This is a genomic window from Sphingomonas flavalba (assembly GCF_004796535.1).
Lineage (GTDB): Bacteria > Pseudomonadota > Alphaproteobacteria > Sphingomonadales > Sphingomonadaceae > Sphingomonas_L > Sphingomonas_L flavalba.
Genome location: NZ_SPHY01000011.1, coordinates 46,608 through 72,196, shown reverse-complemented (window position 1 = coordinate 72,196; position 25,589 = coordinate 46,608). Strand labels below are relative to the sequence as shown.

The following is a 25,589-nucleotide window of genomic DNA, read 5'->3' as shown; positions in this document are numbered from 1 at the left end:
CCCTGCTATACCGTGCAGGAAACGGTTTTACCGATTTGGCAACAATTGGCGGCCGGTCAGCCCGCCCTGCCGAAGCGCAGCGTGGCAGAAGGCAGCTCGCCATACTGCCGCGCATAATCCTGCGAGAATTTGCTGAGGTGCGGGAAGCCGTTGGCCAGTGCGACGTCGGTGACGGTAAGGCCGCTGTCGCGGGCGGTGTTCAGCATGTCGCGCGCGCGGCGCAGGCGGTAGCGTTTCAGATAGCCCATCGGGCTGTCGTCGCGGAAGCGGCGGAAGCCCAGGTGCAGCGACCGGCCGCTGACCCCGGCGGCGGCGATCAGGTCGGACAAGGTGAGCGGATCGGCATAGCGCTCGCGGATCAACTCCTCCGCCCGGCGGACGTAATAGGGAACGGCGGTGCTGCCGCTGTCCGACAGATAATCGTCGCTGTGATTGTGCAGCACCGCGCTGAGCAGCAGGCGGCCGAGCATCTCCTCCGTCGAGGCCATGGTGCGCGGGTGCATGAAGCCGGTGTCCTGCTCATCCATGTCGTCGACCATCGCCCGGACGAAGCGCATGAACGATGCGGCATGGCCGGCGATCGGCACCGGATCGGGCGAAAAAACCAGCGCGGCGCGGTGCTGGCCGACATCCTGCCGCAACAGGCCTTCGAGATGGGTGCGGTCGAGCTTGATGGTGAAGTGGCGGCAGCCGGTTTCGGTGATCTGCCGGATCGGCTCGTGCGGGCTGAGCACCGACATGTAGCCGGGGCTGAGCGCGAAGCTGCGGCCCTGATGGACGAAATGGGCGCGGCCGCTGAGCGCGAGCTGGACGAGGAAGGCGTTTTCGGACGGCGGGATGAACAGGGCGACGCGGCCGTAGGACAGGCCATAGTCGGTCGCGTTGAAGGTGCAGGAGTTGAGCGTCGCCTGGTTGTGGCGAAAGCGGATCGGCGGCAGGCCGCCTTCCGTCGTCAGATCGTGCGGGCAGAAGGCATCGATCATGTGCTGGTGCACCGCGTCCAGCTCGTTGCTGGCGAAATGCGCCCACCGGTTCAGCGGCAACTCCGGCGGCATCCAGGCAAACGCCGAATTGACAGGCTCGTTCGCCACAGTCAGCTCCTGCCGTTCCTCTCCAGAGTGAATTCGCCTTGTTGCCGCACACGCGCCGGCCGCGGGAGGCGCGCGCCGCCGGTGCCGGCCGTTAGCCGTCTATCATCCGTTTTTGGGCCGGCCGCGTCAATGGAGGGGCGGAGCGGCGCGGGCGGCGGCGGATCAGCGGCGGCGTTCGACCTTGTAGCCATGGGCCTCGCGGTCCCAGCTTTCCGGGGTGACGCCCTGTTCGCGCAGCTTGTATTTCTGCACCTTGCCGTTTTCGGTGCGCGGCAGATCGGCCGGGAACAGCAGGTAACGCGGCACCGCGAAATAGGGCAGGCGCGTCTCGCAGAATTTGAGCAGTTCCGGCCCGGCGAAGTCGGTGCCGGGGCGGCGGATGATCGCCGCCATCACCTCATCCTCCGCCAGTTCGGACTGGACCGGGTAGACGGCGGCTTCCGCCACGTCGGGGTGGCTTAGCAGCACCTGTTCGACCTCGTAGGACGAGATGTTCTCGCCGCGCCGGCGGATCGCGTCCTTGATCCGGTCGACGAACTTGAAATAGCCGTCGCCGTCGCGGATCACCCGGTCGCCGGTGTGGAACCACAGGTTGCGCCACGCCTCGACCGTCTTGTCGTCCATGTTGAAATAGCCGGTGGCAAAGGCGAAAGGCTCGTCGGCGCGCAGCACCAGCTCGCCCGCTTCGCCGGCCGGCAGTTCATTGTCCTCCGCATCGACGACGCGGGCGGTGAAGCCGTCGCGCAGCCGACCCATCGTCTCCAGCTTCTGGTCGGCGATGCCGCGGCCGATGACGAAATTGGTTTCCGTCGAGCCGTAGGCGTCGAGCAGGGCGACGCCGGTGCGGTCCATGAAGGTGGCGTGAAGATTAGCCGGAACGCCGGGACCAAGCGCGATCCGCACCCGGTGCTCGCGTTCCGCCGCGCTCGGCTCGCGCGACAGCAGGATCGGCACCATCGCGCCGAGCAGGTAAGTGACGGTGGCGCCGTGCTTCACCGCCGCCGGCCAGAAACCGGAGGCCGAGAAGCGCCGTTCGAGCACCATCGTTGCGCCGGCGATCAGCGCCTGGGCGAACGTATTGAGCGCGTTGATGTGGAACAGCGGCAGCGTCGTCATCAGCACGTCGCCCTCGACGACGCCGAGCGACTGGACCGAGAGCGTGCCCCACCAGTAATATTGCGCCTGCGGGCAGCAGACCCCCTTCGACGGGCCGGTGGTGCCGGAGGTGTAGAGGATCGCCATCGTGTCGCCCGGCCGGACCGGCGCGGCGGCGATCTCGTCGGTGCCGAGCGCATAGGCGCGGCACGGCCGGCCCTGGATCGCATCGGCCGGGGCGGTGCCGACCACCCAGATCGCCTCCAGCGGCAGGGCGGAGAGATCGGCAACGTCGAGCGCCGACAGCAGTTCGTCCTCGATCACCAGCAGCTTTGCGCCGCAATTGCCGAGGATGTACTGGACCTGCGGCCCCTTCGACGCGGTGTTGACCGGGACATGGACGGCACCGAGCCAGGCGCAGCCGAGCACCATTTCGAGGAAGGCGATGCGGTTGCCGCACAGGATGGCGACACGGTCGCCGCGCTTGACCCCGGCCGCGGCCAGCGTCGCGGCCGCGCGAGCGGCGGCGGCCAGCGCGTCGGCATAGCTCCACGTGCCTTCGTCGGTGACGAACAGGCGCTTGTCGCCATAGCGCGCCGCCTGCCGTTGCAGCATGACCGGCAGCGTCCGATCGGCGGGGGCGAACGAAGGCGCGGGGGAGAGCGCGGATGAAGGCATGGCGTCAGGCTCCGTTGGCGATCAGCGCGAGGACGCGCAATGGGCTGCCGCTGCCCCGCCGGATCTTCAGTGGCGCGGCGACGATCAGCGCGCCGGTCGGCGGCAACTGGTCGAGATTGGCGAGGCATTGCAGCCCGTAGCGGCCGGCGCCGTGCATGAAGCTATGGCAGGGGTAGGGCGGGGTGAAATGGGCGGCCTGACCGGCATCGGTGCCGATCGTTTCCGTGCCGAAGCCGATCACGCCGCGCTCGTCCACCAGGAAGCGGACGGCGTCCACGTCGGGGCCGGGGGTGTGCTGGCCGGTCTCGTCGTAATTCTGGTAGGCGGCGGGGTCGGTGCGTTTCGACCAGTCGGTCCGCATCAGCACCCAGCTGCCCGCCGGGATGCGGCCATGTTCGGCTTCCCAGGCGGTCAGCCGGTCGACGGTCAGCAGATAATCGGCGTCGCGGGCGCTTTCGGCCGAGCAGTCGACAACGCAGGCGGGGGCGACGAAATCGGCGACCGGGATGGTGTCGGTGGCGTTGTTCGGCAGGTTGCGGCCGGTGATCCAGTGGATCGGCGCGTCGAAATGGGTGCCGCTATGTTCGCCGCACGAGAAGTTGTTCCAGTACCAGCTTGGGCCGCGTTCGTCGTAATGCGACACTTCCTCCAGCCGGAACGGGCGGCTCTGGCCCATTTCCGGCGGCAGGCCGATCTGCGGGAAATCCGGCGTCAGCGTCTGGGTCAGATCGACGATGCGGATCTGCCCTGCCGCCAGCGCGGCGGCGAAACCGGTCAATGCGTCCGTGGTCATGGCAATCCCCGCTCCGTCAGCCGGCACTTGATGGCGATGCTGCCATCAGTTCGCGTTCAAGGGTCTTGGGGTCGGCGCGCCAGCGTTCCAGCCAGTCGCGCGCGACCGGATCGGGATAGACATCCTCGACCGTCGCCTTCAGCGCCTTGACGACCGCATCGGCCAGCCCCTTCGGCGCGATCTTCGGCGGCAGCACAAGCTGGTTCCACGGCTCGTCGACCGGGCCGGGAAAGACGTTGACGACGCGGATGCCGGCCGGGCGCATTTCCGCGCGCAGGCACTGGGCGAGCGACAACGCCGCCGCCTGCGCCGCCGAATAGGTGCCGTGCGGCGGGAAGTTGGCGAGGGCGAAGATCGACAGGATGTTGACCCAGGCGACGGCGCCGGCATCGCCGTCCGCCGCCCGGCCGCGCAGCGCGGGACCGAACGCCTGGGCAAGGCGGAGCAGGCCGAGATAGTTGACCTCCATTTCCGCCTGCGCCGTTTCCACCCCGCGTCGGCCGGCGATGCCATAGGTGCGGTGGTGGTCGGCGGTGTTGACGACGATGTCGACCTTGCCGCCGATCACGCCGGCCAGTTCGGTAACCGACTGGCCGTCGGTCACGTCGAGCGGCACCAGCGTCACCTGCGGCAGTTCGGCGAGCGCGGCGAAGCCGGGCGGCTGCTTCCACGGTTCGGCATGGCCGACCCAGACCTGGCTGGCGCCGGCGGCGGCGAAAGCGCGGACCATGGCCTGGCCGACCTCCGACTTGCCGTCGGTGACCAGGATCTTGCGGTGCGTCGGGTCGCAGGTCATGTCGTGCAAGCGCGGGTCCTCCGCCAGGGTTACGGCCGCATCGAGCGGCATCGCGACGAGAACGGCCTGACCGGCGCGGTCGAGCGCCACCTCCACACGCACATCGGCCGGCGCCGCCGCGCAGGCGGCGTGGACATAGGCGACCACCGTCGGCCCGGCGGCAAGCTGCACCAGACCGACCCGCCAGGGAAGCCGTTCGCGGAAATACAGTTCCATCGACGCGCGCGAGACGGTTTCGCTGAGCAGCGTGCCGAGGCCGTCCTGCGGCCGCCAGACGAGCTGGCCGGACAGGCAGCTCCGGCAGACCTCGCGCGCCGGATACTGGACGGTGCCGCACTGTTCGCACTGTTGCAGGTCGAGCCGGCCGACGGCGGCGCCGGCGGTCATGCCGAGCGCGACGCGGCTGCGCAGCGCCGGCGGCAGCGTCGGCTGGCGCGTCTTCAGGATCGGGTTCTTGCGCCTGACGCCGCCGGTCATGCCGCCCCCAGTATCGCGGCGCCGCTGCACAGCCCGCGATCGTAGTTGATCATGCCGAAGCCGCTGACCAGCGCATGGCGGGCGCCGTCCACCTGGGCGCCGAGCGTGGCGCCGGTCACCTGGCGCAGCCCCTCGACGATGCCGAGGAAGCCGCCGGCGGCGCCGGCCTGGCCGACCGAGAGCTGGCCGCCGCAGGTGTTGAACGGGAAGCTGCCGCCGACTTCGAAGCTGTTGCGGCGGACAAAACCCGGGCCTTCGCCCTTGTCGCAGAAGCCGAGATCCTCGAACTGCATTATATTGATGACCGGATAATCGTCATAGGTCTGGAGCACGTCGATATCCCGCGGGCCGACGCCAGCCTGCGCGTAGAGCGCGTCGCGGTCGAGCACCCAGCCGCCGCGATACTGGATCGGGTCGTCGGGGAACGGATTATGCCGCTCGATCGCGCCGAGCAGGCGGGCATAAGGCAGGCCGAGCCGTTCCGCTTCCGCCCGGCGCATGACCAGAAAGCCTTCCGCCCCGGCGCAGGGCATCACGCAGTCGAACAGACGGATCGGGTCGGCGATCATCCGCGAGGCGAGATAGGCGTCAAGCGTCAGTGGCGTGGTGAACAGCGCATGCGGATAGTGCAGCGCGTTGCTGCGCTGGGCGACGCAGAGCTTGCCGAAATCCTCCGCCGTCGCGCCGTAGGTCCGCATGTAATAGGCGGTCAGGAAGGCGAAGCTGACATTGGGGCCGCCGGCACCGTAGGGGTAGACCGCATCCTGCGAGAACAGGCTGAACCGCGCGGTGCTTTCGCGGAAGGAATCGACCCGGTTAGCGTCGCCGGCGATGCAGGCGACGACGCTGGCGTCGCCGGCCTGAACGGCGCGCGCGGCGCGGCGCAGGGCGACGATGCCGCTGGCGCCGCCCATCGGGATATGATCGAGCCAGCGCAGCGATACGTCGAGATGCTGGGTCAGGCCGACGGCGGAATCCGGGCCGAGCGAAAAGCTGGAGACGCACAGGCCGTCTATGCCGCTTTTCGGCAGGCCGCTGGCGTCGAGCAACCCGGCGACGGCGCGGCCGAGGAACCAGTGCGCGCCCTTCGTCGAATAGCGCTGATAGGGCACGGTTACCGGCGCGGTGACGACGACATCATCATAGCCGGCGGCCGCGGTCATGCGCCGTTATCCCCGACGCAGGGCGGTGCGTGCCGCCAGGCCACGGCGGGATGCGCATGCCGGGATTCGGCGCGATCGAGGGTCAACAGGCTTGCCATGACGTCGCATTGCCGGGGCTGATACCGAGGCGCCGCCCACTTGTCGAGCGGACGGCATCCGGGGTGCACGCGCCGGCCGGCGTTTGCAACAAAAAGTTGAATATTTAACCTATCCGATAGCCATCAGGCTGGCGTTGCCGCCCGCCGCCGTCGTGTTGATCGACGTCGCCACCTCCTCAACAAGCCAGTCGATGCAGTAGGCGTCGGCGCTGGCGAGCGCGGCGGTCGAGGCGGCATGCGCTGAGACCACCGCGCCAGGGCGGGCGGCGAGTTCGCGCAGCACCGCGCCGACGGCGGATCCTTCGCCTTCGACCAGGGCGGCGGACACGTCCGCCGACGGCCTGACCCAAGCGCTAACCGACGGCGGTAGATCGGCGAGCAGCGCGGTCAGTTCCGACGGGGCCTCGACGGTGACGGCGTTGCCGGTCGCCAGCGCGGCGGCAAGCTGGTGGAACAGCCCGGCGCGGGTGGCCGGGCGGAGCAGGATCGTCCCGCGCGGATGAAGGGCGTAGAGGTTGCGTTCACCGACCGGGCCGGGCAACTCCGCTTCGAACCCGACCGGCGAGGCGGCGCCCAACGCCCGGGCGATACCGGCGACATCGGTTTCGCCGCGCCCGTCCAGCCAGCCGGCGAGATCCGCCAGCACCGGGTTGGCCGGCGCGGCCGCCGGGGCCGGGCCAGGCGGAGCGACCCGGGTCAGCCGGTTGATGTAGAGCGGGCCGCCCGCCTTGGGGCCGGTGCCCGACAGGCCGCGCCCGCCGAACGGCTGGACCCCGACGATCGCGCCGATGACGTTGCGGTTGACGTAGAGGTTGCCCGCCTTCACCCGCCCGGTGACATGGGCGACCGTCTCGTCGAGGCGGCTGTGCAGGCCGAAGGTCAGGCCGTAGCCGGTGGCGTTGATCGCCGCGATCAACTGCTCCAGCCCCTCCCGCCGGTAACGGATGACGTGGAGGACCGGGCCGAACACCTCGCGCTCCAGGTCGGCGATGCTGTCCAGTTCGATGATCGTCGGGGCGACGAAGGTGCCGAGCGCGGTGTCGGCGGGCATTTCCTGCTGCTCCACCTTGCGGCCGCGCGCGCGCATCGCCTCGATATGCTTCTCGATGTTGGCCTTGGCTTCGGCGGTGATGACCGGGCCGGTATCGACGGCCAGCCGATCCGTCCGGCCGATCCGCAATTCCCGGAGCGCGCCTTTCAGCATGGTCAGCGTACGGTCGGCGACCTCGTCCTGCAGGCAGAGGATGCGCAGCGCCGAGCAGCGCTGGCCGGCGCTGTCGAAGGCGGAGGCGATGACGTCGGCCACCACCTGTTCGGCCAGGGCGGAGGAATCGACGATCATCGCGTTCTGGCCGCCGGTCTCGGCGACCAGCGGGATCGGTTTGCCGGCGGGAGACAGCCGCTCGGCAAGCTGCTTCTGGATCAGCCGGGCGACTTCGGTCGAGCCGGTGAACATGACGCCGGCGGTTTCCGGCGCCGCAACCAGCGCCGCGCCGATCTCCCCGGCGCCGCAGGCCAGTTGCAGCGCATCGGCGGGGACGCCCGCCTCGTGCAGCAGGCGGACGCCCTCGGCGGCGATCAGCGGGGTTTCCTCCGCCGGCTTGGCGAGCACCGGGTTGCCGGCGACCAGCGCGGCGCAGACCTGCCCGGTGAAGATCGCCAGCGGGAAGTTCCACGGGCTGATGCAGACGACCGGGCCGAGCGGCTGCTGCTCCGGGCCGAAGGTCTGGCGGGCGCGCAGCGCGTAATAGCGCAGGAAATCGATTGCCTCGCGCACCTCGGCTATGGCGTTGGGGATGGATTTTCCGGCCTCGCGCGCGATCAGGCCGAGCAGCACCGGCATCCGCGCCTGCATCGCGTCGGCGGCGCGTTCGAGCATCGCCGCGCGCTCGGCGACCGGGATGGACGGCCAGCCCGACGCGGCGGCGCGGGCCACCGCCGCACGGGCCTGATCGACCGACATGTCGTGGACGATGCCGACCAGATCGCGGTGGTCGGCCGGGTTGCGGACCTCTCGCGGCGTGCCGTCCCGCCCGGCGGCCCAGTCGGTCGCTGCGCTCTGAATGAGGGCCTGGCCGAGCGCGTGGAGCGCGTCCTCGTCGCTGAGGTCGATACCGGCGGAGTTCACCCGGTCCGGATAGAGCGCCGCCGGCAGGGCGATCAGGTCGTGGCTGGCGCCGGGAACCGGCGTGGCGCGCACCTCGTCGACCGGATCGCCGATCAGCTCGTCGATCGACACCGCAGGGTCGCCGATGCGGTTGACGAAGGACGAATTGGCGCCGTTTTCGAGGAGGCGGCGAACGAGATAGGCGAGCAGCGTCTCGTGTGTGCCGACCGGCGCGTAGATGCGGCAGGGGCGGTCGAGATTGGCGGCGCCGACGACCTGCTCGTAGAGCGGCTCGCCCATGCCGTGGAGACATTGGAATTCCCAGTCCCCGATATGGAAATCCGGCCCGGCAAGCTGGTAGATCGTTGCCAGCGACTGGGCGTTGTGGGTGGCGAATTGCGGGAACACCGCCTGCCGGTTGGCGAGCAGCTTCTTCGCGCAGGCGATATAGGCGACGTCGGTGTGGACCTTGCGCGTATAGACCGGGAAGTCGGCAAGGCCGTCGACCTGGGCGCGCTTGATCTCGGCATCCCAATAGGCGCCCTTGACCAGCCGGACCATGATCCGCCGGTTGGCGCGCTGCGCGAGCGCGACGATCCAGTCGATGACGAACGGGCAGCGCTTGCCATAGGCCTGGACGACGAAGCCGAGGCCGTTCCACCCGGCGAGATCCGGGTCGAGCGCCAGGCTTTCGAGCAGGTCGAGCGACAGCTCCAGCCGGTCGGCTTCCTCCGCGTCGATATTGAGGCCGATGTCGTGGGATTTGGCGAGCAGGGCCAGTGCCTTCACCCGCGGCAGCAGCTCGTCCATCACCCGGTCGGCCTGGGCGCGGACATAGCGCGGATGGAGGGCGGACAGCTTGATCGAGATGCCCGGTCCTTCGTAGATGCCGCGCCCGGCGGAAGCGGTGCCGATCGCGGCGATCGCATGCTCGTAGTCGCGCAGGTAGCGGGCGGCGTCGGCGGCGGTGGTCGCCGCTTCACCCAGCATGTCGTAGCTGTAGGTGAAGCCCTTCGCCTCCATCTTGCGGGCGCGCTTCAACGCCTCTGCGATCGTCTCGCCGGTGACGAACTGTTCGCCCATCATCCGCATCGCCAGCGCGACGGCGCGGCGGATCACCGGTTCGCCGGCGCGGGTGACCGCGCGCGCCAGCGCCGCCGCCAGTCCCTTGTCGTCGACGCTGTCGAACAGCGTGCCGGCGACGACCAGCCCCCAGGTCGCCGCGTTGACGAACAGCGAGCGTTCGCCGCCCATATGGGATTTCCAGTCGCCGCTGGCGATCTTGTCGCGGATCAGCGCGTCGCGCGTCGCATCGTCGGGGATGCGCAGCAAAGCCTCTGCCAGGCACATCAGCGCGACGCCTTCCTGGCTGGACAGCGAAAATTCCTGGACCAGCCCCTCGACCCCGCCGGTGCTGCGGTTGGCGCGCAGCGCGGTGATCAGCGTGCGGGCGGTGTCGCGCACCGCCGCCTGGGTTTCCGGCGGCAGTGCGGCGGCGTCGAGCAGCGGGCGGACGCAATCCGGTTCCGGGCGGCGATAGGCGGCGGTGATCGCACGGCGGAGCGCGGATTGTTCGCGGATCGGCGGCGCGAAGGCCGCGAAAAGATGCGTATCGTTCATGATGGTCCGCCTGCGCGCCCTGCCTTCGAGGATGGAGATGGTATCGTCCATGGCGAAGCGGGATTCCGCCCGCTCCGACAAGGGCTAATCGCCTTGCCGGGGCGCGCCGTCAACTCCCGCTTTGGTGCCGCCGGCAACGGCATGCCCGTCATAGACGGCGACGTCGATCTCGCCCGACCAGCGCGCCATCACGGTTGCGTTGACCATGTTGGTCGATACGTTGATCACGGTGCGCATCATGTCGAGCAGCCGGTCGAACGGCAGGATGAAGCCGACGATGATCGCAGCCTGCGCGTCGCTGATCCCGACGACGGAGAGCACCGCCGCCATCATGAACATCGCCGCCGACGGGATCGGCGGGGCGCCGAGGGCGAGCAGGGTCGAGACGGCGACGACCAGCGCCAGATCGGTCAGCGTCGGGGTGATGCCGAGCGCCTGGATCGCGAACACCGACAGCAACGCGACGAACATCGCGGTGCCGTCGCGGGCGATGCCGACACCGACCGGCAGGACGGTGGACAGGATCGTCTTGTGCAGGCCGAACTGCTTTTCGGCGATCGCCATTTCGACCGGCAGGCTGGCGGAGCTGGACGAGGTGGAGAAGCCGACGACCAGCGCGTCGACTGCCCCGCGCAGATAGCGCATCGGCGACAGTCGGGCGAGCAGCGCGATGATGCCGGTATGGACGATCAGCAGCTGGATCGCGCAGCCGGCCAGCGTGCCGAGCGCGAGCAGCGACACGTTGACGAACGCGCCGAGGCCGTTGGCGCCGACCACCGCCGCCATCAGCCCGAACACGCCGAAGGGCGCGGTTTCCATAACGAAGATGATCATCTTCATCATCGCTTCGGATGCGATGCCGATCACGTCGTTCAGGGGCTGCGCGCGCGAACCGAGGGTCAGCACCGCGATGGCGAAGAAGATCGCGAAGAAGATGATCGCCAGCATGTCCCCATCGGCGAGCGCCTGAACCGGATTGAGGGGGATGATGGCCAGCAATTGCTCGCTGAGCGTGCGTCCGGCGTTGATCGTCTGCGGCTTGGCGCCAAGCAGGCTGACGCCGACGCCGGGTTCGAGGATCAGGCCGAGGGCGACGCCGATCGTCGCCGCCACCAACGCCGTTCCCGCGAACAGCAGCAGCGCGCGGACGCCAAGCGAACCCAGCCGTTTCGGGTCGCCCATGCCGATGACGCCGGCGGTGATCGTGAAGAAGATCAACGGCGCGACCAGCATCCGCGCCAGCCGGACGAAGATGTCGCCCATCCATTGCAGCCGGGTGGCGTCCTCGCCGTAGAACACCCCGACGGCGACGCCGAGGATGAATGCCGGGATGATCCGTTTCCACAATGGCACGTCGAACCAATGGCGGCGCAGCCAGCCGCGCTTGTCCGGCAGCGGCACCGGTGCGGCGGTCATGGCCGGGGCGCGCCCGCCGTCGTCGCGCGACGGTGGTGGCGATTGCGGATCGTCAAGCCTGTCCTCCCATGGTCGTGTGCCGGTGACGGAAAGTCCCGCTTCTGTTGGGCGGGATCGCTGCCTGTCCGACGGCCTATCAGAATTTTTAATTGATTGTCGACAATCTATCGCGACTGCGCGGGGCAGGCAAGCGGCGTTGTGCCGTTCGAGAAAGGCGCGGTGGTTGTGCGGGATCGCCCGGCGCGCTATTTGTCGACAATCAATTCAGGAGAGAGCGATTGAGCGTTCCGGCGGTCGGAAAACTGCAAAAGCAGACCTTTGGCGCGCGCATTGCGGACGAGCTGCGCAAGGCGATCTTCGCCGGGGACCTGGTGCCTGGTTCGGCGCTGATCGAAACCGCGCTAGCCGAGCAGTTCGGTGTCAGCCGGGGGCCGTTGCGCGAGGCGATCCGCCAACTGATTGACGAGGGGCTGCTGGTCCAGGTGCCGTTCAGCGGCACGCGCGTCACCGAATTGTCGGAAATCGCGATCCGCGAAATCTATTCGCTGCGCACCACGCTGGAGATTTTCGCGTTCAGGCTGGCGTGGGACCGGCGCGATGCCGGGTTTCGGGCGGAGATGTTGCAACGCCAGCAGGCATTGCTCGCGGCGATCGACACCGGCGACGAGATGGAATGCATCCGCCGCGAAATGCACCTGCATTCGCTGGTCTACGAGGCGGCGGACCATCAATTGCTGCTGGAGATATGGGGCGGGCTGAAGGGGCGGCTGCAGCTTTACCTTGCCTCCAACTATCTGGCGCATGGCCGCCACGGGCCACGCCGCACCGGTCATGACAGCTTCGTCGCCGCCGCGCTGGGCGATTCCTGGCCGGTGATGGAGGCGGAAATCCTCCAGCACATGCGGCTTGGCAGCGAGGAAACCGAACGCTTCCTCAAAGCGCGCAAGGAAAAGGTCGACGCCTGAGCGATTTTTTGCGCAAGGTGCCGCTCCGCCATTGGTGCGCTGCGTCCGTCGCTATTTCCCCGCGACCTGGCGGGCGATCCAGTCGTCCATATGGGCATCGAGCAGGGCGAGCGGGATCGGGCCGTCGCCGATCAGCGCGTCATGGAAGGCGCGGATGTCGAATTTCGGCCCGAGCGCCTTTTCCGCCCGCGCCCGGATGGCGGCGATCCGCAGTTCGCCGATCTTGTAGGCGAGCGCCTGACCGGGCTGGCTGATGTAGCGGTTGGTTTCGAATTCGACCATCGCCGGGCTGAGCGCGGTGTTGCGGGCCAGACATTCGCGCGCCTGCTCACGGTTCCAGCGCAGCCAGTGGATGCCGGTGTCCATGACCAGGCGGCAGGCGCGGTACATTTCGAACGACAGCCGGCCGAAGCGTTCCTTGGCGTCGCGATAGAGACCCATCTCCCCGGCTAGCCTTTCGGCATAGAGCGCCCAGCCCTCGATGAAGGCGGTGACCCGCGCCTCGCGCCGCCAGGCGGGCAGGGCATCCTGCTCCTGCGACAGGGCGATCTGGAAGTGATGGCCCGGCACCCCTTCATGCACCACCCAGGCGGGCAACTGGTAGAGCGGCGATTTGAGCGCGTCGCGATGCGACATCATGATGCTGCCCGGCACGCCCAGCTCCGGCGATCCGCGCATGTAGATGTTGGCGGTGCCTTCCTGCTCCGGCGTCTTGAACACCGGGCCCCAGGTGAGGCGCGGCAGCTTGCCGAACCAGCGCGGCGCGGCGCGGTCGGCGCGCTTGGCGACCTCGCTGGCCTTTTCCATATAATCTTCCGGGCTGCTGGCATAGTTCGCCGGGTCCTTGCGCAGGGCGTCGTTGAACGCGGCGACGTCGCCGGCGAAGCCGACCTCGCGCAGGATCGCCTGCATTTCGCCGAGGATGCGCGCGACCTCCTGTTCGCCGAGCGCGTGGATCTCCTCCGGCGTCATCTCGGTCGTGGTGAATTTGCGGATCAGGAAGCGGTAATAGGCGTCGCCGTCGGGCAGGTCGCGCGCGGCGAGCGCGGTGCGCGCCGCCGGGCGATATTTCTTCTCCATGAACGCAACCAGGCCGCGCTGGGCCGGGCGGACGCGGGTCTCGACCAATCGCGCGGCACGAGCGCGCAGCCGCGTCTGCTCGGCGGCCGGAATGGCGGGCGGCAGGTGAGCGAACGGCTTCAACAGCGCGTCGGCGGCCACCGGCACTTCGACCGCGGCGCGCAGCGGCTGCAGGACCTGATCGACAATCAGCACCGGCTGGATGAAGCCGCTTTTCAGGCCGCGCCGCATGTTGGCGATGTGGGCGTCGTAGAATTGCGGGACGCTGTCGAGCCGGGCCAGCCAGTTCTCCGCATCGGTCTGGTTGCGGATCACCGTGGTGTTGGCCGCGCCGCCAAGGGTACGGAAGAAGCCCTGGCCGTTGGAAAACGGCATCCGCCCCTCGTCGAAGCGGAAAGCGGCGAGGTCGGTCTGGAGCAGATGGGTGAGGAAGGCGCGATCGAACCGCGCTGCGGGATCGTTGGTGGCCGGCAGCCGATCGAGCCGGCTGGCGAGCGCGCGCAGCGCCTGTTCGCGCCGATCGCGGGCGGCGGGGGTCGGATCCGGCCAGGCCGGGGAGACGCCGGCATCGCGGTTGTCGCCAATCGCCGCGTAGCCGGCGCCGATCGCGTCGACCGTCTCGGCCGCAGGCGCCGCCGCGCCGACCAGCATCAGCGCCGCCAGCGACGCGCCGATCAGCCGTGTCCGGTAGGAACGGACCTTGTTCATGGCATACCCCTCTTTCGATTCCGCTATGCAAGTCTGGCCTGGAAAGACGGCCCGGCCAACCGGTTGCGGCTGGCCGGGCCGGCCGGTTAGAACTTCGCGTTGACGCCGGCGAAGTAGCGGCGGCCCAGCACGTCGTAAGTCGCCTCCGCCGTGTTGACCGGGCCGCCCATGCGGGAGCCGAGCAGCGGCGGTTGGTTGTCGAACACGTTGTTGACGCCGCCGTAGAGCGACACGCCTTCGCCGATTTTGACCCGGGCGGTCAGGTCCAGATAGCTTTCCGCCGGGAACCGGTCGCGATAGGCGGCCTGGCCGTCGCGCACGGTGATCGGGGCAAGATACCGTCCGCGCGCGGTGAAGCTGAGCGGGCCGCTGGAGTAGGTAGCCGACAGCTGCGCCTTGAAACCCAGCGATACCCAGCTGCCGACGCCGGTGCAGCCGGGGCCGAACCTGCCGGAGCATTCGATCGCCGCGCTGCCGGGCAGAGGCACGGTCGAGTCCTTGAACTGGCGGTTGCCCGCGAAGCGCAGGTCGATGCGGGCGGGCTCGCCGCCGATCGAGAAGCTGTCGCCAAGCGGAATGCCGTAGTCGACCTGCACGTCGACGCCGCGGACCTGGCGGCTGGCGACGTTCATCAGCGTCGTCTGGATCGTCTGGATGTCGCCGTTCGGGAAGCGCGAGATGCGCGAGCAGAACGGGTTGGCTGCGTCGAGCGACAGGAAGCACTGGTCGAGCGTCGCCTGCGCGGCGACCGTCGCGATCGCGTTGTTGACGGTGATGTCATAATAGTCGGCGGTGATGTTCAGCCGCGGGATGAATGGCGGCGAGACGACCACGCCGACGGTGTAGGTGTCCGAATCCTCCTCCTGCAGGCCGGGGTTGCCCCCGCCGTTGACGTTCACGTTGGTGCCGACCTGGACATAGCTGTCGATATCCGCAGCGGGGATGCCCTGCTGCACGCAGAACGCCTTGACCGCGGCCGACGGCGAGCGCCGGTAGTCGCACGGGTCGGTGCCCGACGATGAACCGGACGAGCGGTTGGCGAACAGGTCCGACAGACTGGGTGCGCGCACGGCCTGTTGATAGGCGCCGCGGACGCGCAGCCACGGCGTGATCCCCCACTGGCCGCCGAGCTTGTAGGCGAGGGTGGAGCCGATCGACGAATATTGCGAGAAGCGGATCGCGCCTTCGAACGACAATTCGTGGAGGAACGGCCGATCGGCGAAGATCGGCACGCGCACCTCCGCATATTGCTCGAACACGTCCATTCCGCCGCTGTTCGGCGGGTTCGGGACGTTGGCCGACAGCTGACCGGCGGCGACCTGGGCGTCCGGCGCGTAGTCGAAATGCTCCTTGCGGTATTCGACGCCGACCGCCACCGCCAGCGGCCCGGCGGGCAACTGAATCAGCGTGCCGTTCATCGACGCCGAGAACAGGTTGCGGGTAACGGTAGTGCGATCGGTCGCGACCGGGCTGATGAACGCCGCCGCTTCCGGCGTGACCGAGCCGACGCCGAAAATGTTGACCGGCACGCAGCCGAGCATCTTGTTGCGGCATTCGGCCGCGCCGGTCGTCGGGTTGACGACCACGTCGAGGCCAAGCGCCAGCCGGTCGTTCGACACCGTACCGTAGGCGGAGCGAAGCTGACGCACCGACTGGAAGGAATAATAGGCATCCCAGTTCCAGTTGCCCTCGCCAAGGGCGAGCTTGCCGCGCAGGCCGAAGGTGCCCTGATAGGCGGTGCGCTGGAAGTCATAGGAGCGCGGGCCCAGCTCGATCGGCCGGGTGAGCACGTTGGTCAGCGTGTATGTGCCGTCGCCGTCCGGGTCGAACAGCCAGGCGTTGTCGGCGAAGAAAGCGCGGGTCGGCGCCGAGATCGCCGGGTTGTTCAGCGCGTCGGGCAGCGACAGGGTGCCGGACAGGCCGTTCTGCGCGGTGAAGGCCACCGGCGCGATCTGGTAGCTGTTCTTGTTCTCGATGAAATAGCCCTCGGCATAGGCGGTGACCGTATCGGTCAGGTCGTAATGGCCAAGGACGGTCAGCTGATAGCGCTCCTGCGGGCGCATCAGCAGGTTGTCGGACGAAAAGTTGTACAGGTCCTCCGGGTTGCAGAACGGCTGGGCGGCGCCGGTCGAATCGAAGCGGACGCCGGTGACCGAGCAGTTCGCGCCCGCGACGTCGACGCCGACCAGCCGCTGGCGCTGGGCCGAGGAGAGGCCGATGTAGCTGCCGGGGATCTGCGTCGCCCCGGACGGGATCAGCGTGTCGCCGGATTCGTTGAGTGCGACCTGCGAGAATGCGCGGTCGCCCGCCATCACCTTGTACTGGCGGTGATAGGAAAGGTTGGCGACGACGTTGCCGCGTCCGTCGGCGAAATTGCCGCCGTAGGTCAGGCTGGCCTTGTGGCGGCGGCCGTCGCCACGCTCGGTCAGCGCGCCACTATAGTCGAGTTCCAGCCCCTCGAAGGAATCGTTCAGGATGAAATTGACGACGCCGGCGACCGCATCCGACCCGTAGACCGCCGATGCGCCGCCGGTGACGACCTCCGCCCGTTTGACCAGCGATTCCGGGATCGTCGACAGGTCGACCAGCAGGTCCGGGTTGACCGGCACGAAGCGCCGGCCGTTGACCAGCACCAGGGTGCGGGCGGGGCCAAGGCCGCGCAGGTCGGCGGTGTAGATGCCGGCGGCATTGGTGTTGCCGGCGGTGGCGCCACCCTGCGCCTTCAACTGGGGCAGTTCGTTCAGCGTCTGCTCGATGGTGCCGTTGCCCGACAGCTTGATCGCTTCGTCCGACACGACGTTGACTGGGCTGGTCGCGGTCAGATCGGGCCTGGCGAGGCGGCTGCCGGTGACGACGATCACCTCTTCCGCCCCGGCGGCGGGTGCCTGCGCGTGGGCGGCGGAGAGGCCGGCGCAGGCGAGCGCCATTACCGAAATGCCGCGTGCGAATTCGGCTGTACCTCTTTTGGGCGAACCCGTTGCTTTCACCGTCATGCCGCGCTTCCTCCTTATCGTCGTCAATTTATCACTGATTGTTGACAATCGATGATTATATTATTCAGTCGTCGGGGCGCAAGTGCATTTCGGTCGCCGGGGATGGTCGGGAGTGCCGCAGTCAGCCCGTGCCGCCGTCAAGCGGGGTCGAGGACGGCGCGATCGTCAGGTGGCGATGCGCATGGTGCCGACGAATTCGATCACCGCGCGGCCGCCAAGGGCGACCCGGTCGCCGCGCAGCCGGGTCCTGACCGTACCCCCGCGCGCCGACGCCTGCCAGCAGGTCAGCTCCGCGCCGAGGCGGTCGTGCCAGTGAGGGGCGAGGCAGGCATGGGCCGCGCCGGTCACCTGATCCTCGTCGACCCCGACGATCGGCGCGAAGTTCCGCGAGACGATGTCGTAGCCGGCGGCATCTGACCGCGCGGTCAGGATCAGCGAGCGAATGCCGGTGCGCGCTAGGCTGGCGAAATCCGGGCGGGCGGCGCGCACCGTCGCTGCGTCGGCGCATTCGAGCAGCCAGCGGTCGTGGTGGCGAGCGGCCGCGACCCAGCCGACGTCGAGGCAGGCGGCGAGTTCGGCCGGCACGTCGCCCGGTGTGCCGGCGGTGGCCGGGAAATCCAGCCAGATCGTCCCGTCGCCGTCGCGGGTGGCGGCGAGCGCTTCGCTGGCCGAGGCGAAATGCAGCACATCGCACTGGACGCCGAGCGCGTTCCACAGCACGCAGGCGGCGGCGAGCGTCGCGTGGCCGCACAGCGCGACTTCGACGAGGGGCGAGAACCAGCGGATCGCCCATCGGTCGCCGGCGCGCAGCAGGAAGGCGGTTTCCGGCTGGTGCAACTCGGTGGCGATCGCCTGCATCGTCTCCGGAGCGGCAGGCGCGTCGAGGATGCACACGCCGGCGGGATTGCCGTGAAAGGGCGCGTCGCTGAACGACGCGACGATGAAGCATTGCATGGGGCAGGGTCCGGTGTCTGGGGCCACGGCCGGTTACGGGCGCTGGGCGGCCTTTTCCGCCGCGACGATCCGTTCGACGTCGGCGAGAAGCTGGTCGGGGTCAAGCACCCGACCGTTGACGATGACGTTGCGGATCCGGCTGCGGCGTTGCGGATTGCCGGCGGCGTCGATCGGGGGCCGGCCCATCAGCACCTTGAAATCCTCCAGCGGGTTGTCGTCGACGATCAGCAGATCCGCCGCGAAGCCCGGGCGCAGCACGCCCATATTCGGTTGCTGGAGGGTGCGGGCGCCGTCCTCGGTGGCGGCGCGTATCACCTCCAGCGGGGTCAGCCCGGCTTCGAGCAGCAGTTCCAGTTCGCGGATGGTCTGGAAGCCATAGAGCTGGAACGGGCCGCCCGAATCGGAGCCGACCGACAGATGGCCGCCCTGCTTCACATATTCGCGGATGAACGCCATCCAGCGACGATAGGCCTGTGCCGCCGTCGCCTCGTCCATGCTGGTCCAGCGGTCGAAGATCGCGCCGTGGCGGGTCGGGTCCGGCGTGCGCCAGCGGCGCAGGTCGTCCGGCCGGGCGTAATGGTCGAGCCAGGGCGCGTTGGCGGCGCGGGTCAGGTCGCGCTGCTTTTCGTAGACGACCATCGTCGGGTTCATCGTGAACCGGCCTTCGCGGCTGGCCTTGACCAGTGCCGGCACGGTTTCCGCCTTCAGCCTGTCCATGTCGGCCTGTAGCCAGAGGGCGAGCGTCTCGCGGAAGCGCTGGCGCTCGTCACCATAGTTGTAGCCGGGGGCGAGGACCGGGATCGTCGTCTCGCGCAGGGCGGTTTCGGGGTAGCTGTAGTGATGCTCGATGGTGGTGACGCCGCTTTCGGCGGCAACCAGCGCGTTGACCGCCGGCGACGCGCTTTGCGGAATGTGGACCGCCAGCCCCATGCCGTAGCGCCGGGTCTCCGCGCCGAGCGCCTTCAGCATGTCGGGATATTGCTGGCTGACCTTGACCAGCTTGATCCCGTCGACGCCCATCGCGTGCCAGCGCTTGACCAACGCGGGGACGTCAGCGGCGGTTTTCACCGAGTCCGGCAGGAACGGATAGACCCACAGCCGCGGCGCGACGACCTGCCCGGCGGCGATCCGGCGCTTTTCCGCCACGATCCCTTCCGGCACGGTAGTGCCGAAGCCGAAATTCCCGTCGAGATTGCGCAGGCTGGTGACGCCGTTGGCGAGAAACAGGTTGTAGATGAACGCGCGCGGCGTCGGCGGATAGAGATGGGCGTGGGTGTCGATCAGCCCCGGCATCACGTATTTGCCGGTCGCGTCGATCTCCCGATCCACCGCGACGGCGCCGCTGTCGGCCGACAGCGCGGCGCCGGTGCTCGACCGGATCGGCACCGAGTCGCGGATGTCGGTGATCGTGCCACCGTGGATGAAGATGTCGACCGGCCCGCGCAGCGGCGACCCGGTGCCGTCGATCAGCCAGGCATTGCGGATGGCGAGCCGGTCAAACTGCCGTGGCGCCTCCACCGTGGCAGCGGGTGTCGGCTGGGCCTGGGCGGCAGCGGCCGGCAGTATCGCCATGCCGGCGAACAGGGTCAACGCCAGTCCCGTCCCACCACGCCGGAAGCCGCCTGTCCACCCGGCTTCGTCCCGTCTCGCCATAGGCCTTTTCCCTCCATCGACAGGCAGCTGTTATCGGATAGGTCGATTGTTGACAATCGTCTATATCAAACCTAGAGCCGGGCGGTGAGAACATAGCGAAAAGGGCCGGTTTGATGATCTCTTCCGCCAGCGACAGCGGTGAAAGCGCAACCAGCTTTTCCGGCGCGCAGGTCTATCCGCGCGATCCGCGCAACGACGATGTCCAGGTGTATGTGAACGGCGCGTTCTTCCATCGCTCGCGGGCGGTGGTGTCGGTGTTCGATTCCGGCTTCGCCATGGGTGACGGCGTATGGGAAGGGGTACGGCTGGTCGATGGCCGGCTCGTCGCACTCGACGACCATATCGACCGGCTGTTCGAGGGGTTGTGCGCGATCGATCTCGATCTCGGCAAGGACCGGCGCGAGGTCGAAGCGGCGATCCGCGCGACCGTCGACGCGAACGGCATGCGCGACGGCGTCCACATCCGCCTGATGGTGACGCGCGGGCTGAAGCGGACACCGTCCCAGGACCCGCGCTTCGCGGTCGGCACACCGACGATGGTCATCGTCGCCGAATACAAGGCGCTGATCCCCACCGCGACGCGGACCGGGCTGAAGCTGCTGACCTCCACCTTCCGGTGCAGCACGCCGGACGTGTTCGACCTGCGGCTCAATTCGCACAGCCGGCTGAACCTGATCCAGGCGCTGATCCAGGCGCTGAACGCCGGCTGCGACGAGGCGCTGATGCTCGACCAGCGCGGCTTCGTCGCGAGCTGCAATTCGACGAACTTCTTCATCGTCCGCGGCAAGGAACTGTGGACGTCGACCGGCGCGTGCAATTTCAACGGCATCACCCGGCGCAAGGTGATGGCGCTTTACGCCGAGGAGATCGGCGTGGTTCGCGAAAAGGATTTCACGCTGGCGGAGGTCTATTCGGCCGACGAAGCCTTCGTCACCGGCACGCTGGGCGGGATTACGCCGGTTGCGTCGGTCGATGGGCGCAAGATCGGCGACGGCGGGGTCGGGCCGGTCACGTGCGCGATCGGCGAGTCCTATCTGAGCAGAATAACGACGATCTGACGCGGGGCGACCGGGCCAGGCCGAATCGGACAGGGGGAAAGGCGATGGCGAAACGGTTGCGGGGATTGTGGGCGGCACTGGCGCTCGGAGTACTGGCGCCGGGTGTCGCCATCGCGGCTGGGCCTGCCCCTGCCGCACCCGAGGCGGCGACCGACCAGATCGAGACGGCCAGGCCGAGCCGCGGCAAGGTGACGGTCGCCGGGCGGACCATCCCCTATACGGTTACGCCGGGTACGCTCATCATTCGCGACGATGCCGGCGCGCCGATCGCCAGCATGTTCTACGTCGGCTATGTCGCCGACCGCCCGGCCGGGACGCCGGAGCGGCCGATAACCTTCCTGTTCAACGGCGGGCCTGGGTCGGCGAGCATGTTCCTGCACCTCGGCTCGATCGCGCCGGTGCGGATCGCCTTTCCGGCAGGCACGACGATCGCGCCGGCGCCCTATCGGCTGGCCGAGAACCCCTATTCGATGATCGACCGTACCGACATGGTGTTCATCGATCTGATCGGCGGCGGCCTGTCGCGCGCGGCGGGCAAGGCGAAGGAAGCCGATTTCTGGAGCGTCGACGCCGATGTGGACAGCTTCGCGCGCGCAATCCGGCGCTACCTGACGATCAACAAGCGGTGGAACAGCCCCAAATACCTGTTCGGCGAAAGCTATGGCACGACGCGGGCTGCCGGGCTGGCGTACAAGCTGGGGACGGCGGAGGGCGGCGGAATCAAGCTGAACGGCGTGATCCTGCTCGGTGTCAACCTCAACCACGGCATTTACCAGTCCGGCTTCGACGAAGCCTATATCAACTGGATGCCGAGCTATGCGGCGACGGCCTGGTATCATGATCGCCTTGCCAGCCGGCCGGCGGCGCTGGAGCCGTTCCTGACCGAGGTACGCGAATGGGCGCGGGGCCCCTATGCGCGGGTGTTGGCCAAGGGGTATGAGGCGACCGCCGAGGAACGGCAGGCGATCGCGCGGCAGTACAGCGCTTATACCGGCCTGCCCGAATCGCTGATCCTCGACGCCAATCTGCGGCCGGAGCAGGGGACGTTCCGCAAGCAGTTGCTGCGCGACCGCGGACAGACCGTTGGCCGGCTCGATTCCCGCGCGATCGGGCGGGATGCCGACAATCAGGGGGCCGTGCCGGAATATGACGCGACGGCCAGTTTCAATACCGGGCCGTTCGTCACCGTCCTCAACGATTACCTGTTCGGTACGCTCGGCTACCCGGCCGAACTGGAATACCGCCCGCATAATTACGGCAATATCCGCGGGCGCTGGGACCGCGGCCATACCGGGCCGGCGGGCAACCGGATGGCGCTGGCCAACGTCGCGATCGACCTAGCGCAGGCAATGCGGGAAAACCGGAGCATGAAGCTGCTGACGATGAACGGCTATTACGACCTGGCAACGCCGTTCTTCAAGGCGGAGTATGACGTGAAGCACATGCCGATCGACGCCGGCCTGCAGAAGAACGTCACCTTCAGCTATTTCGAGGCCGGCCACATGATCTACACCAACCCGGCGGCGATGGCCGAATTCAAGGCGGTGCTCGACCGCTTCTACGATGAGAATCCGGGCACGCCGACGCCCTGAGCGGGACGCCGACGAGCCTACGCGGCGGAGCCGGTGGTAAGCGGGCGCTGTTCCGGCATGCCCATTGCCGCCAGGATCGGTTCCTGTTCCTGGCGGTAGCGGAAATCGTCCTTGCTCGCCATGCCGCGCCAGCCGCCGAGGATCAGCGATTGCGCGATCGCGCCGCCCAGTGTCGTGCCGGGCCCGGTGACGATGAACAGATCCGGCGCGAATTCGCGCGCGGCGACATGGATCGCGCGGGTGAAGTCGTAGGTTTCGACGACCTGGGTGCCGAGGGTATAGGCGCGCAGCGCGGCGGGATCGCTGGCGCCCGGCCACCAGATTGCGCCGCGCCCGTCGACCAGCGGCAGGGCGGGGCCGTGGAACAGATCGGCCGGAAGTTGCTGGCGGCCCTGCTCCGCGACAGGAGCCATCAGCGGGGTGTGGAAGGCGGCGTGGTTGGCGAGCCGCATCGGGAAACGCCCCTGCGTCGGCTCCACCGCCGCCTCGAACGCGGCGAGCCCGGCGTCGTTGCCGGCGACGACCAGCATGCCGCCCAGTTCGATCGAGCGGTAAAGCGCGTGGCCCGGCCGGGCGGCGATGTCATCGACAAGCGCGCAGAGTTGCCGGTGGCGGGCCGGGTCGGGGCGCCAGTCCTCGCCGACGAACGGGTGGATCAGCTGGCCGCCGATCAGCGCCTGCTGCATCAGCGTGCCCATGGTGTTGGCGACGCGGAAGCCGTTTTCGGCCGACAGGGCGCCGCCGCAGGCGAGCGCGGTGTACCAGCCCATCGAATTGCCGGTGACCGCGATGATATCGATCGTGCTGCGGTCGATCGTCATGAAATCGCCGAGGCTGGCGGCGTAGATCAGCGCCGAGGCATTGTCGCCGCGCGAGTGGCTGGCGAGCGCATAGCGGTCGGCGCCGTCGAGTTCGGCGAGCAGCGGCTGGCCGGCCGCCCGCCGCTGGGCATCGAACCGGGCCAGCAGCGCCGGATCGGGGAAGTGGCGGCCGAGATAGCCCAGTTCCGCCTTGTTGTAGGTGCCGCGTCCCGGACAGATGACCACTGCCGTTGTCATCGGTCTTCCCCCGTCAGCGCGCGCGCGGCGGCGACGATGCTGTCGGCGGACGGCATTGTCGCGGCATAGGCCGGGCCGGTGGCGATGAAGCTGTCCTCCGCCGTCAGCCGCGCGTGCGGAATTTCGGTGCGTTCGGTGAGCAGGGCCATCAGCGCCTCCGCCACGCCGCCGCTGCGCCGGGTTTCGTCGACGATCAGCACGCGGCGGCAGCCGTCGAGCGCCGCGACGATATTGTCTTCCGGCAAAGGCGACAGCCAGCGAATGTCGATGACGCGGGCGGCGATGCCTTCGCCCCCCAGCCGCTTCTGTGCCTGGCGGGCGAGATAGGTGCCATTGCCGAAGGTGAGCAGCGCGATGTCCTCGCCGTCGCCGTGCCGGCCGACGTCGCCGAACCCAACGCGCTCCGACGGCGCCGGGTAGCGGTGCAGCCAGCCGCCGTCGCCCGCTTCGTGCAGGTCGCGCATCGGGTAGAGCGCGATCGGTTCGAGGAACACGACAAGGCGCTGTTCCTCGCGCGCCAGCCGCACGCACTCGCGCAGCATCATCGCCGCATCGGTGCCGTTGGACGGACAGGCAAGGATCAGCCCGGGTATGTCGCGCAGAACGGCGAGCGAATTGTCGTTGTGGAAATGGCCGCCAAAGCCCTTTTGATAACCGAGGCCGGCGATCCGCACCACCATGGGGTTGGTGAACTGGCCGCTGGAGAAGAAGGGCAGGGTGGCCGCTTCCCCACGCAACTGGTCCTCGGCATTGTGGAGATAGGCGAGGAACTGGATTTCCGGCATCGGCAGGAAGCCGTTATGCGCCATGCCGATGCCGAGCCCGAGGATCGACTGTTCGTCGAGCAGCGTGTCGATCACCCGGGCGCGGCCGAAGCGCGCCTCCAGCTTCTGGGTCACGCCGTAGACGCCGCCTTTGCGGCCGACATCTTCGCCCATCAGCACGATTTCGTCGTGATCGAGCATCAGGTCGATCAGCGCCCAGTTGATCAGGCGCGACATGATCTGCGGGGATTCAAGCGGTTTCAGGTCTCCGCCGAACGCCCGGGTTCGCGCCTCGGCCGACGGGCCGTTGCCGCGCCGGCATGGGCGCGGCGGCGGGATCAGATGGGCCATCACCTCCTCCGCCGTGCTCAGTCGGGGCCGGGTGACGACCTCCGCCGCGATGCGTTCGACGCGGGTTTCTGTGTCCCGGTAGATGGCGAGCGCGTCGTCCGGCGCCAGCGCGCCGGCTTCGGACAGCAGCCGGACGCCGTGGAGCAGCGGGTCGTTCGCTTCCTCCGCTTCCAGCGTTTCGCGATCCATGTAGGTCGTCGGCATGTCGGCGCCGGCGTGGCCGTAGAGGCGGACGGTGCGGACGTGGAGGAAGGCCGGCTTGCGGCGGTTGCGGACGAAGGCGGCCGCCTCGCTCGCCACCCGGAACGTATCGTAGAGGTCGAGGCCGTCGCAGGCGAAATAGCGCAGGCCCGGCCGGGCGGAGAAACTGGCGCCGATCCAGCCGCTGGGCGTACGGGTGGAAATGCCGATGCCGTTGTCCTCGCAGACGAAAAGCAGCGGCAGCGGCACCGACTGGAAAGCAGTCCACTGCGCGGTGTTGAACGCGCCCTGCGCGGTCGAGTGGTTGGCCGACGCGTCGCCGAACGAGCAGACGACGATCGCGTCTTCGGCCAGCGCCTTGTGCTCCGGCGGCACGCGGCGGGCGAGGCCGATCGAATAGGCGGCGCCGACCGCCTTGGGCAGGTGGCTGGCGATCGTCGAGGTCTGCGGCGGGATGTTCAGCGCCTTCGAGCCGAGCACCTTGTGGCGGCCGCCGGAGATCGGGTCCTCCGCGCTGCAAGCGAAGGACAGCAGCATGTCCCAGGCGATCGACTGGCCGGGCACCTGCGTCGACCGCTCGATCTGGAAGGCGGCATCGCGATAGTGGAGGAACGCCATGTCGGTGGGGCGGAGCGCGGCGGCGACCGCCGCCATCCCCTCATGGCCGGACGAGCCGATGGTGTAATAGCCCTGGCCGCGCGCCTGCATGCTCCGGCTGACCCGGTCGAGCGCGCGCGACAGGCAGCCCGAGCGGAAGATCGAGACTGCCTGTTCGGGCGATAACGGCCCCGCCGGCGGCCGCCCCGCGGGCAGGTCGCGATCACCGACCCGGCGCAGGAGATTGTCGTGGACGATCTGTACCCGATCCATCACCGCCC

General features: G+C 68.5%; 16 protein-coding genes. 3 read left to right on the top strand and 13 right to left on the bottom strand.

The annotated features are described in order from the left end of the window. Nucleotides 1-56 precede the first annotated feature (56 nt). The 7 genes from E4A53_RS11195 to E4A53_RS11165 all read right to left on the bottom strand — a co-directional run bounded on the left by E4A53_RS11195 (nucleotide 57) and on the right by E4A53_RS11165 (nucleotide 11,334). Complete coding sequence (locus tag E4A53_RS11195) at nucleotides 57-1,091, bottom strand: AraC family transcriptional regulator (RefSeq protein WP_239018272.1); 1,035 nt, start codon at nucleotides 1,089-1,091, stop codon at nucleotides 57-59. A gap of 162 nt (nucleotides 1,092-1,253) precedes the next feature. Then, nucleotides 1,254-2,864 carry an ATP-dependent acyl-CoA ligase gene (locus E4A53_RS11190; RefSeq protein WP_136163197.1) on the bottom strand — a complete coding sequence of 537 codons (1,611 nt, stop codon included), beginning with the start codon at nucleotides 2,862-2,864 and terminating at the stop codon, nucleotides 1,254-1,256. A gap of 4 nt (nucleotides 2,865-2,868) precedes the next feature. Beyond that, nucleotides 2,869-3,657 carry a cyclase family protein gene (locus tag E4A53_RS11185; RefSeq protein ID WP_136163196.1) on the bottom strand — a complete coding sequence of 263 codons (789 nt, stop codon included), beginning with the start codon at nucleotides 3,655-3,657 and terminating at the stop codon, nucleotides 2,869-2,871. Between the two features lie 16 nt (nucleotides 3,658-3,673). Continuing rightward, nucleotides 3,674-4,930 (bottom strand): SDR family NAD(P)-dependent oxidoreductase, encoded by a 1,257-nt coding sequence (locus E4A53_RS11180; protein WP_136163195.1) that lies wholly within the window; start codon nucleotides 4,928-4,930, stop codon nucleotides 3,674-3,676. Next, nucleotides 4,927-6,093: a thiolase family protein gene (locus E4A53_RS11175; protein ID WP_136163194.1), complete on the bottom strand. Its 1,167-nt coding sequence runs from the start codon at nucleotides 6,091-6,093 to the stop codon at nucleotides 4,927-4,929. Before E4A53_RS11175 ends, E4A53_RS11180 begins: the two co-directional genes overlap by 4 nt. 207 nt (nucleotides 6,094-6,300) lie before the next feature. Then, the gene (gene putA, locus E4A53_RS11170; RefSeq protein WP_136163193.1) at nucleotides 6,301-9,918 is read right to left on the bottom strand and encodes a trifunctional transcriptional regulator/proline dehydrogenase/L-glutamate gamma-semialdehyde dehydrogenase; all 3,618 of its coding nucleotides are present in this window, start codon (nucleotides 9,916-9,918) and stop codon (nucleotides 6,301-6,303) included. A gap of 84 nt (nucleotides 9,919-10,002) precedes the next feature. Next, complete coding sequence (locus E4A53_RS11165; RefSeq protein ID WP_136163192.1) at nucleotides 10,003-11,334, bottom strand: dicarboxylate/amino acid:cation symporter; 1,332 nt, start codon at nucleotides 11,332-11,334, stop codon at nucleotides 10,003-10,005. A gap of 278 nt (nucleotides 11,335-11,612) precedes the next feature. Between E4A53_RS11165 and E4A53_RS11160 the strand changes: the two genes are divergently transcribed. Continuing rightward, entirely contained in the window at nucleotides 11,613-12,299 is a 687-nt protein-coding gene (locus E4A53_RS11160) for a GntR family transcriptional regulator (RefSeq protein WP_136163191.1), read from the top strand. 51 nt (nucleotides 12,300-12,350) lie between these two features. Here E4A53_RS11160 and E4A53_RS11155 read toward each other — a convergent pair whose 3' ends face one another. The 4 genes from E4A53_RS11155 to E4A53_RS11140 all read right to left on the bottom strand — a co-directional run bounded on the left by E4A53_RS11155 (nucleotide 12,351) and on the right by E4A53_RS11140 (nucleotide 19,687). Then, nucleotides 12,351-14,087, bottom strand: a complete 1,737-nt coding sequence (locus E4A53_RS11155) for a DUF885 domain-containing protein (protein WP_136163190.1) — start codon at nucleotides 14,085-14,087, stop codon at nucleotides 12,351-12,353. 86 nt (nucleotides 14,088-14,173) lie between these two features. Then, nucleotides 14,174-17,014 carry a TonB-dependent receptor plug domain-containing protein gene (locus tag E4A53_RS11150; RefSeq protein ID WP_168694368.1) on the bottom strand — a complete coding sequence of 947 codons (2,841 nt, stop codon included), beginning with the start codon at nucleotides 17,012-17,014 and terminating at the stop codon, nucleotides 14,174-14,176. Between the two features lie 231 nt (nucleotides 17,015-17,245). After that, a complete protein-coding gene (locus E4A53_RS11145; RefSeq protein ID WP_136163188.1) occupies nucleotides 17,246-18,034 on the bottom strand; it encodes a PhzF family phenazine biosynthesis protein in 789 nt (262 codons plus the stop codon). A 33-nt stretch (nucleotides 18,035-18,067) separates the two neighbouring features. Further along, a complete protein-coding gene (locus E4A53_RS11140; protein WP_136163187.1) occupies nucleotides 18,068-19,687 on the bottom strand; it encodes an amidohydrolase family protein in 1,620 nt (539 codons plus the stop codon). Nucleotides 19,688-19,800: 113 nt separating this feature from the next. On the opposite strand from E4A53_RS11140, the gene E4A53_RS11135 reads away from it, so the two are divergent. Together E4A53_RS11135 and E4A53_RS11130 are read left to right on the top strand one after the other, a co-directional pair. Next, on the top strand, nucleotides 19,801-20,745 hold the full coding sequence (locus E4A53_RS11135; RefSeq protein ID WP_136163186.1) for an aminotransferase class IV: 945 nt from the start codon (nucleotides 19,801-19,803) through the stop codon (nucleotides 20,743-20,745). Between the two features lie 44 nt (nucleotides 20,746-20,789). Continuing rightward, complete coding sequence (locus E4A53_RS11130) at nucleotides 20,790-22,337, top strand: S10 family peptidase (protein ID WP_136163185.1); 1,548 nt, start codon at nucleotides 20,790-20,792, stop codon at nucleotides 22,335-22,337. A gap of 17 nt (nucleotides 22,338-22,354) precedes the next feature. Here E4A53_RS11130 and E4A53_RS11125 read toward each other — a convergent pair whose 3' ends face one another. Both E4A53_RS11125 and E4A53_RS11120 read right to left on the bottom strand, forming a co-directional pair. Continuing rightward, nucleotides 22,355-23,395, bottom strand: a complete 1,041-nt coding sequence (locus E4A53_RS11125; RefSeq protein ID WP_136163184.1) for an ACP S-malonyltransferase — start codon at nucleotides 23,393-23,395, stop codon at nucleotides 22,355-22,357. Further along, on the bottom strand, nucleotides 23,392-25,581 hold the full coding sequence (locus E4A53_RS11120; protein WP_136163183.1) for a thiamine pyrophosphate-dependent enzyme: 2,190 nt from the start codon (nucleotides 25,579-25,581) through the stop codon (nucleotides 23,392-23,394). The genes E4A53_RS11125 and E4A53_RS11120 overlap by 4 nt, the downstream gene beginning before the upstream one ends. Between the last annotated feature and the right edge of the window lie 8 nt (nucleotides 25,582-25,589).

What these genes read in the sequence shown, in the direction of transcription:
- E4A53_RS11190 (WP_136163197.1), bottom strand. Translation starts at nt 2,864, where the DNA reads ATGCCTTCATCCGCGCTCTCCCCCGCGCCTTCGTTCGCCCCCGCCGAT.
- E4A53_RS11185 (WP_136163196.1), bottom strand. Translation starts at nt 3,657, where the DNA reads ATGACCACGGACGCATTGACCGGTTTCGCCGCCGCGCTGGCGGCAGGG.
- E4A53_RS11180 (WP_136163195.1), bottom strand. Translation starts at nt 4,930, where the DNA reads ATGACCGGCGGCGTCAGGCGCAAGAACCCGATCCTGAAGACGCGCCAG.
- E4A53_RS11175 (WP_136163194.1), bottom strand. Translation starts at nt 6,093, where the DNA reads ATGACCGCGGCCGCCGGCTATGATGATGTCGTCGTCACCGCGCCGGTA.
- putA (WP_136163193.1), bottom strand. Translation starts at nt 9,918, where the DNA reads ATGAACGATACGCATCTTTTCGCGGCCTTCGCGCCGCCGATCCGCGAA.
- E4A53_RS11165 (WP_136163192.1), bottom strand. Translation starts at nt 11,334, where the DNA reads ATGACCGCCGCACCGGTGCCGCTGCCGGACAAGCGCGGCTGGCTGCGC.
- E4A53_RS11155 (WP_136163190.1), bottom strand. Translation starts at nt 14,087, where the DNA reads ATGAACAAGGTCCGTTCCTACCGGACACGGCTGATCGGCGCGTCGCTG.
- E4A53_RS11150 (WP_168694368.1), bottom strand. Translation starts at nt 17,014, where the DNA reads ATGGCGCTCGCCTGCGCCGGCCTCTCCGCCGCCCACGCGCAGGCACCC.
- E4A53_RS11145 (WP_136163188.1), bottom strand. Translation starts at nt 18,034, where the DNA reads ATGCAATGCTTCATCGTCGCGTCGTTCAGCGACGCGCCCTTTCACGGC.
- E4A53_RS11140 (WP_136163187.1), bottom strand. Translation starts at nt 19,687, where the DNA reads ATGGCGAGACGGGACGAAGCCGGGTGGACAGGCGGCTTCCGGCGTGGT.
- E4A53_RS11135 (WP_136163186.1), top strand. Translation starts at nt 19,801, where the DNA reads ATGATCTCTTCCGCCAGCGACAGCGGTGAAAGCGCAACCAGCTTTTCC.
- E4A53_RS11130 (WP_136163185.1), top strand. Translation starts at nt 20,790, where the DNA reads ATGGCGAAACGGTTGCGGGGATTGTGGGCGGCACTGGCGCTCGGAGTA.
- E4A53_RS11125 (WP_136163184.1), bottom strand. Translation starts at nt 23,395, where the DNA reads ATGACAACGGCAGTGGTCATCTGTCCGGGACGCGGCACCTACAACAAG.
- E4A53_RS11120 (WP_136163183.1), bottom strand. Translation starts at nt 25,581, where the DNA reads ATGGATCGGGTACAGATCGTCCACGACAATCTCCTGCGCCGGGTCGGT.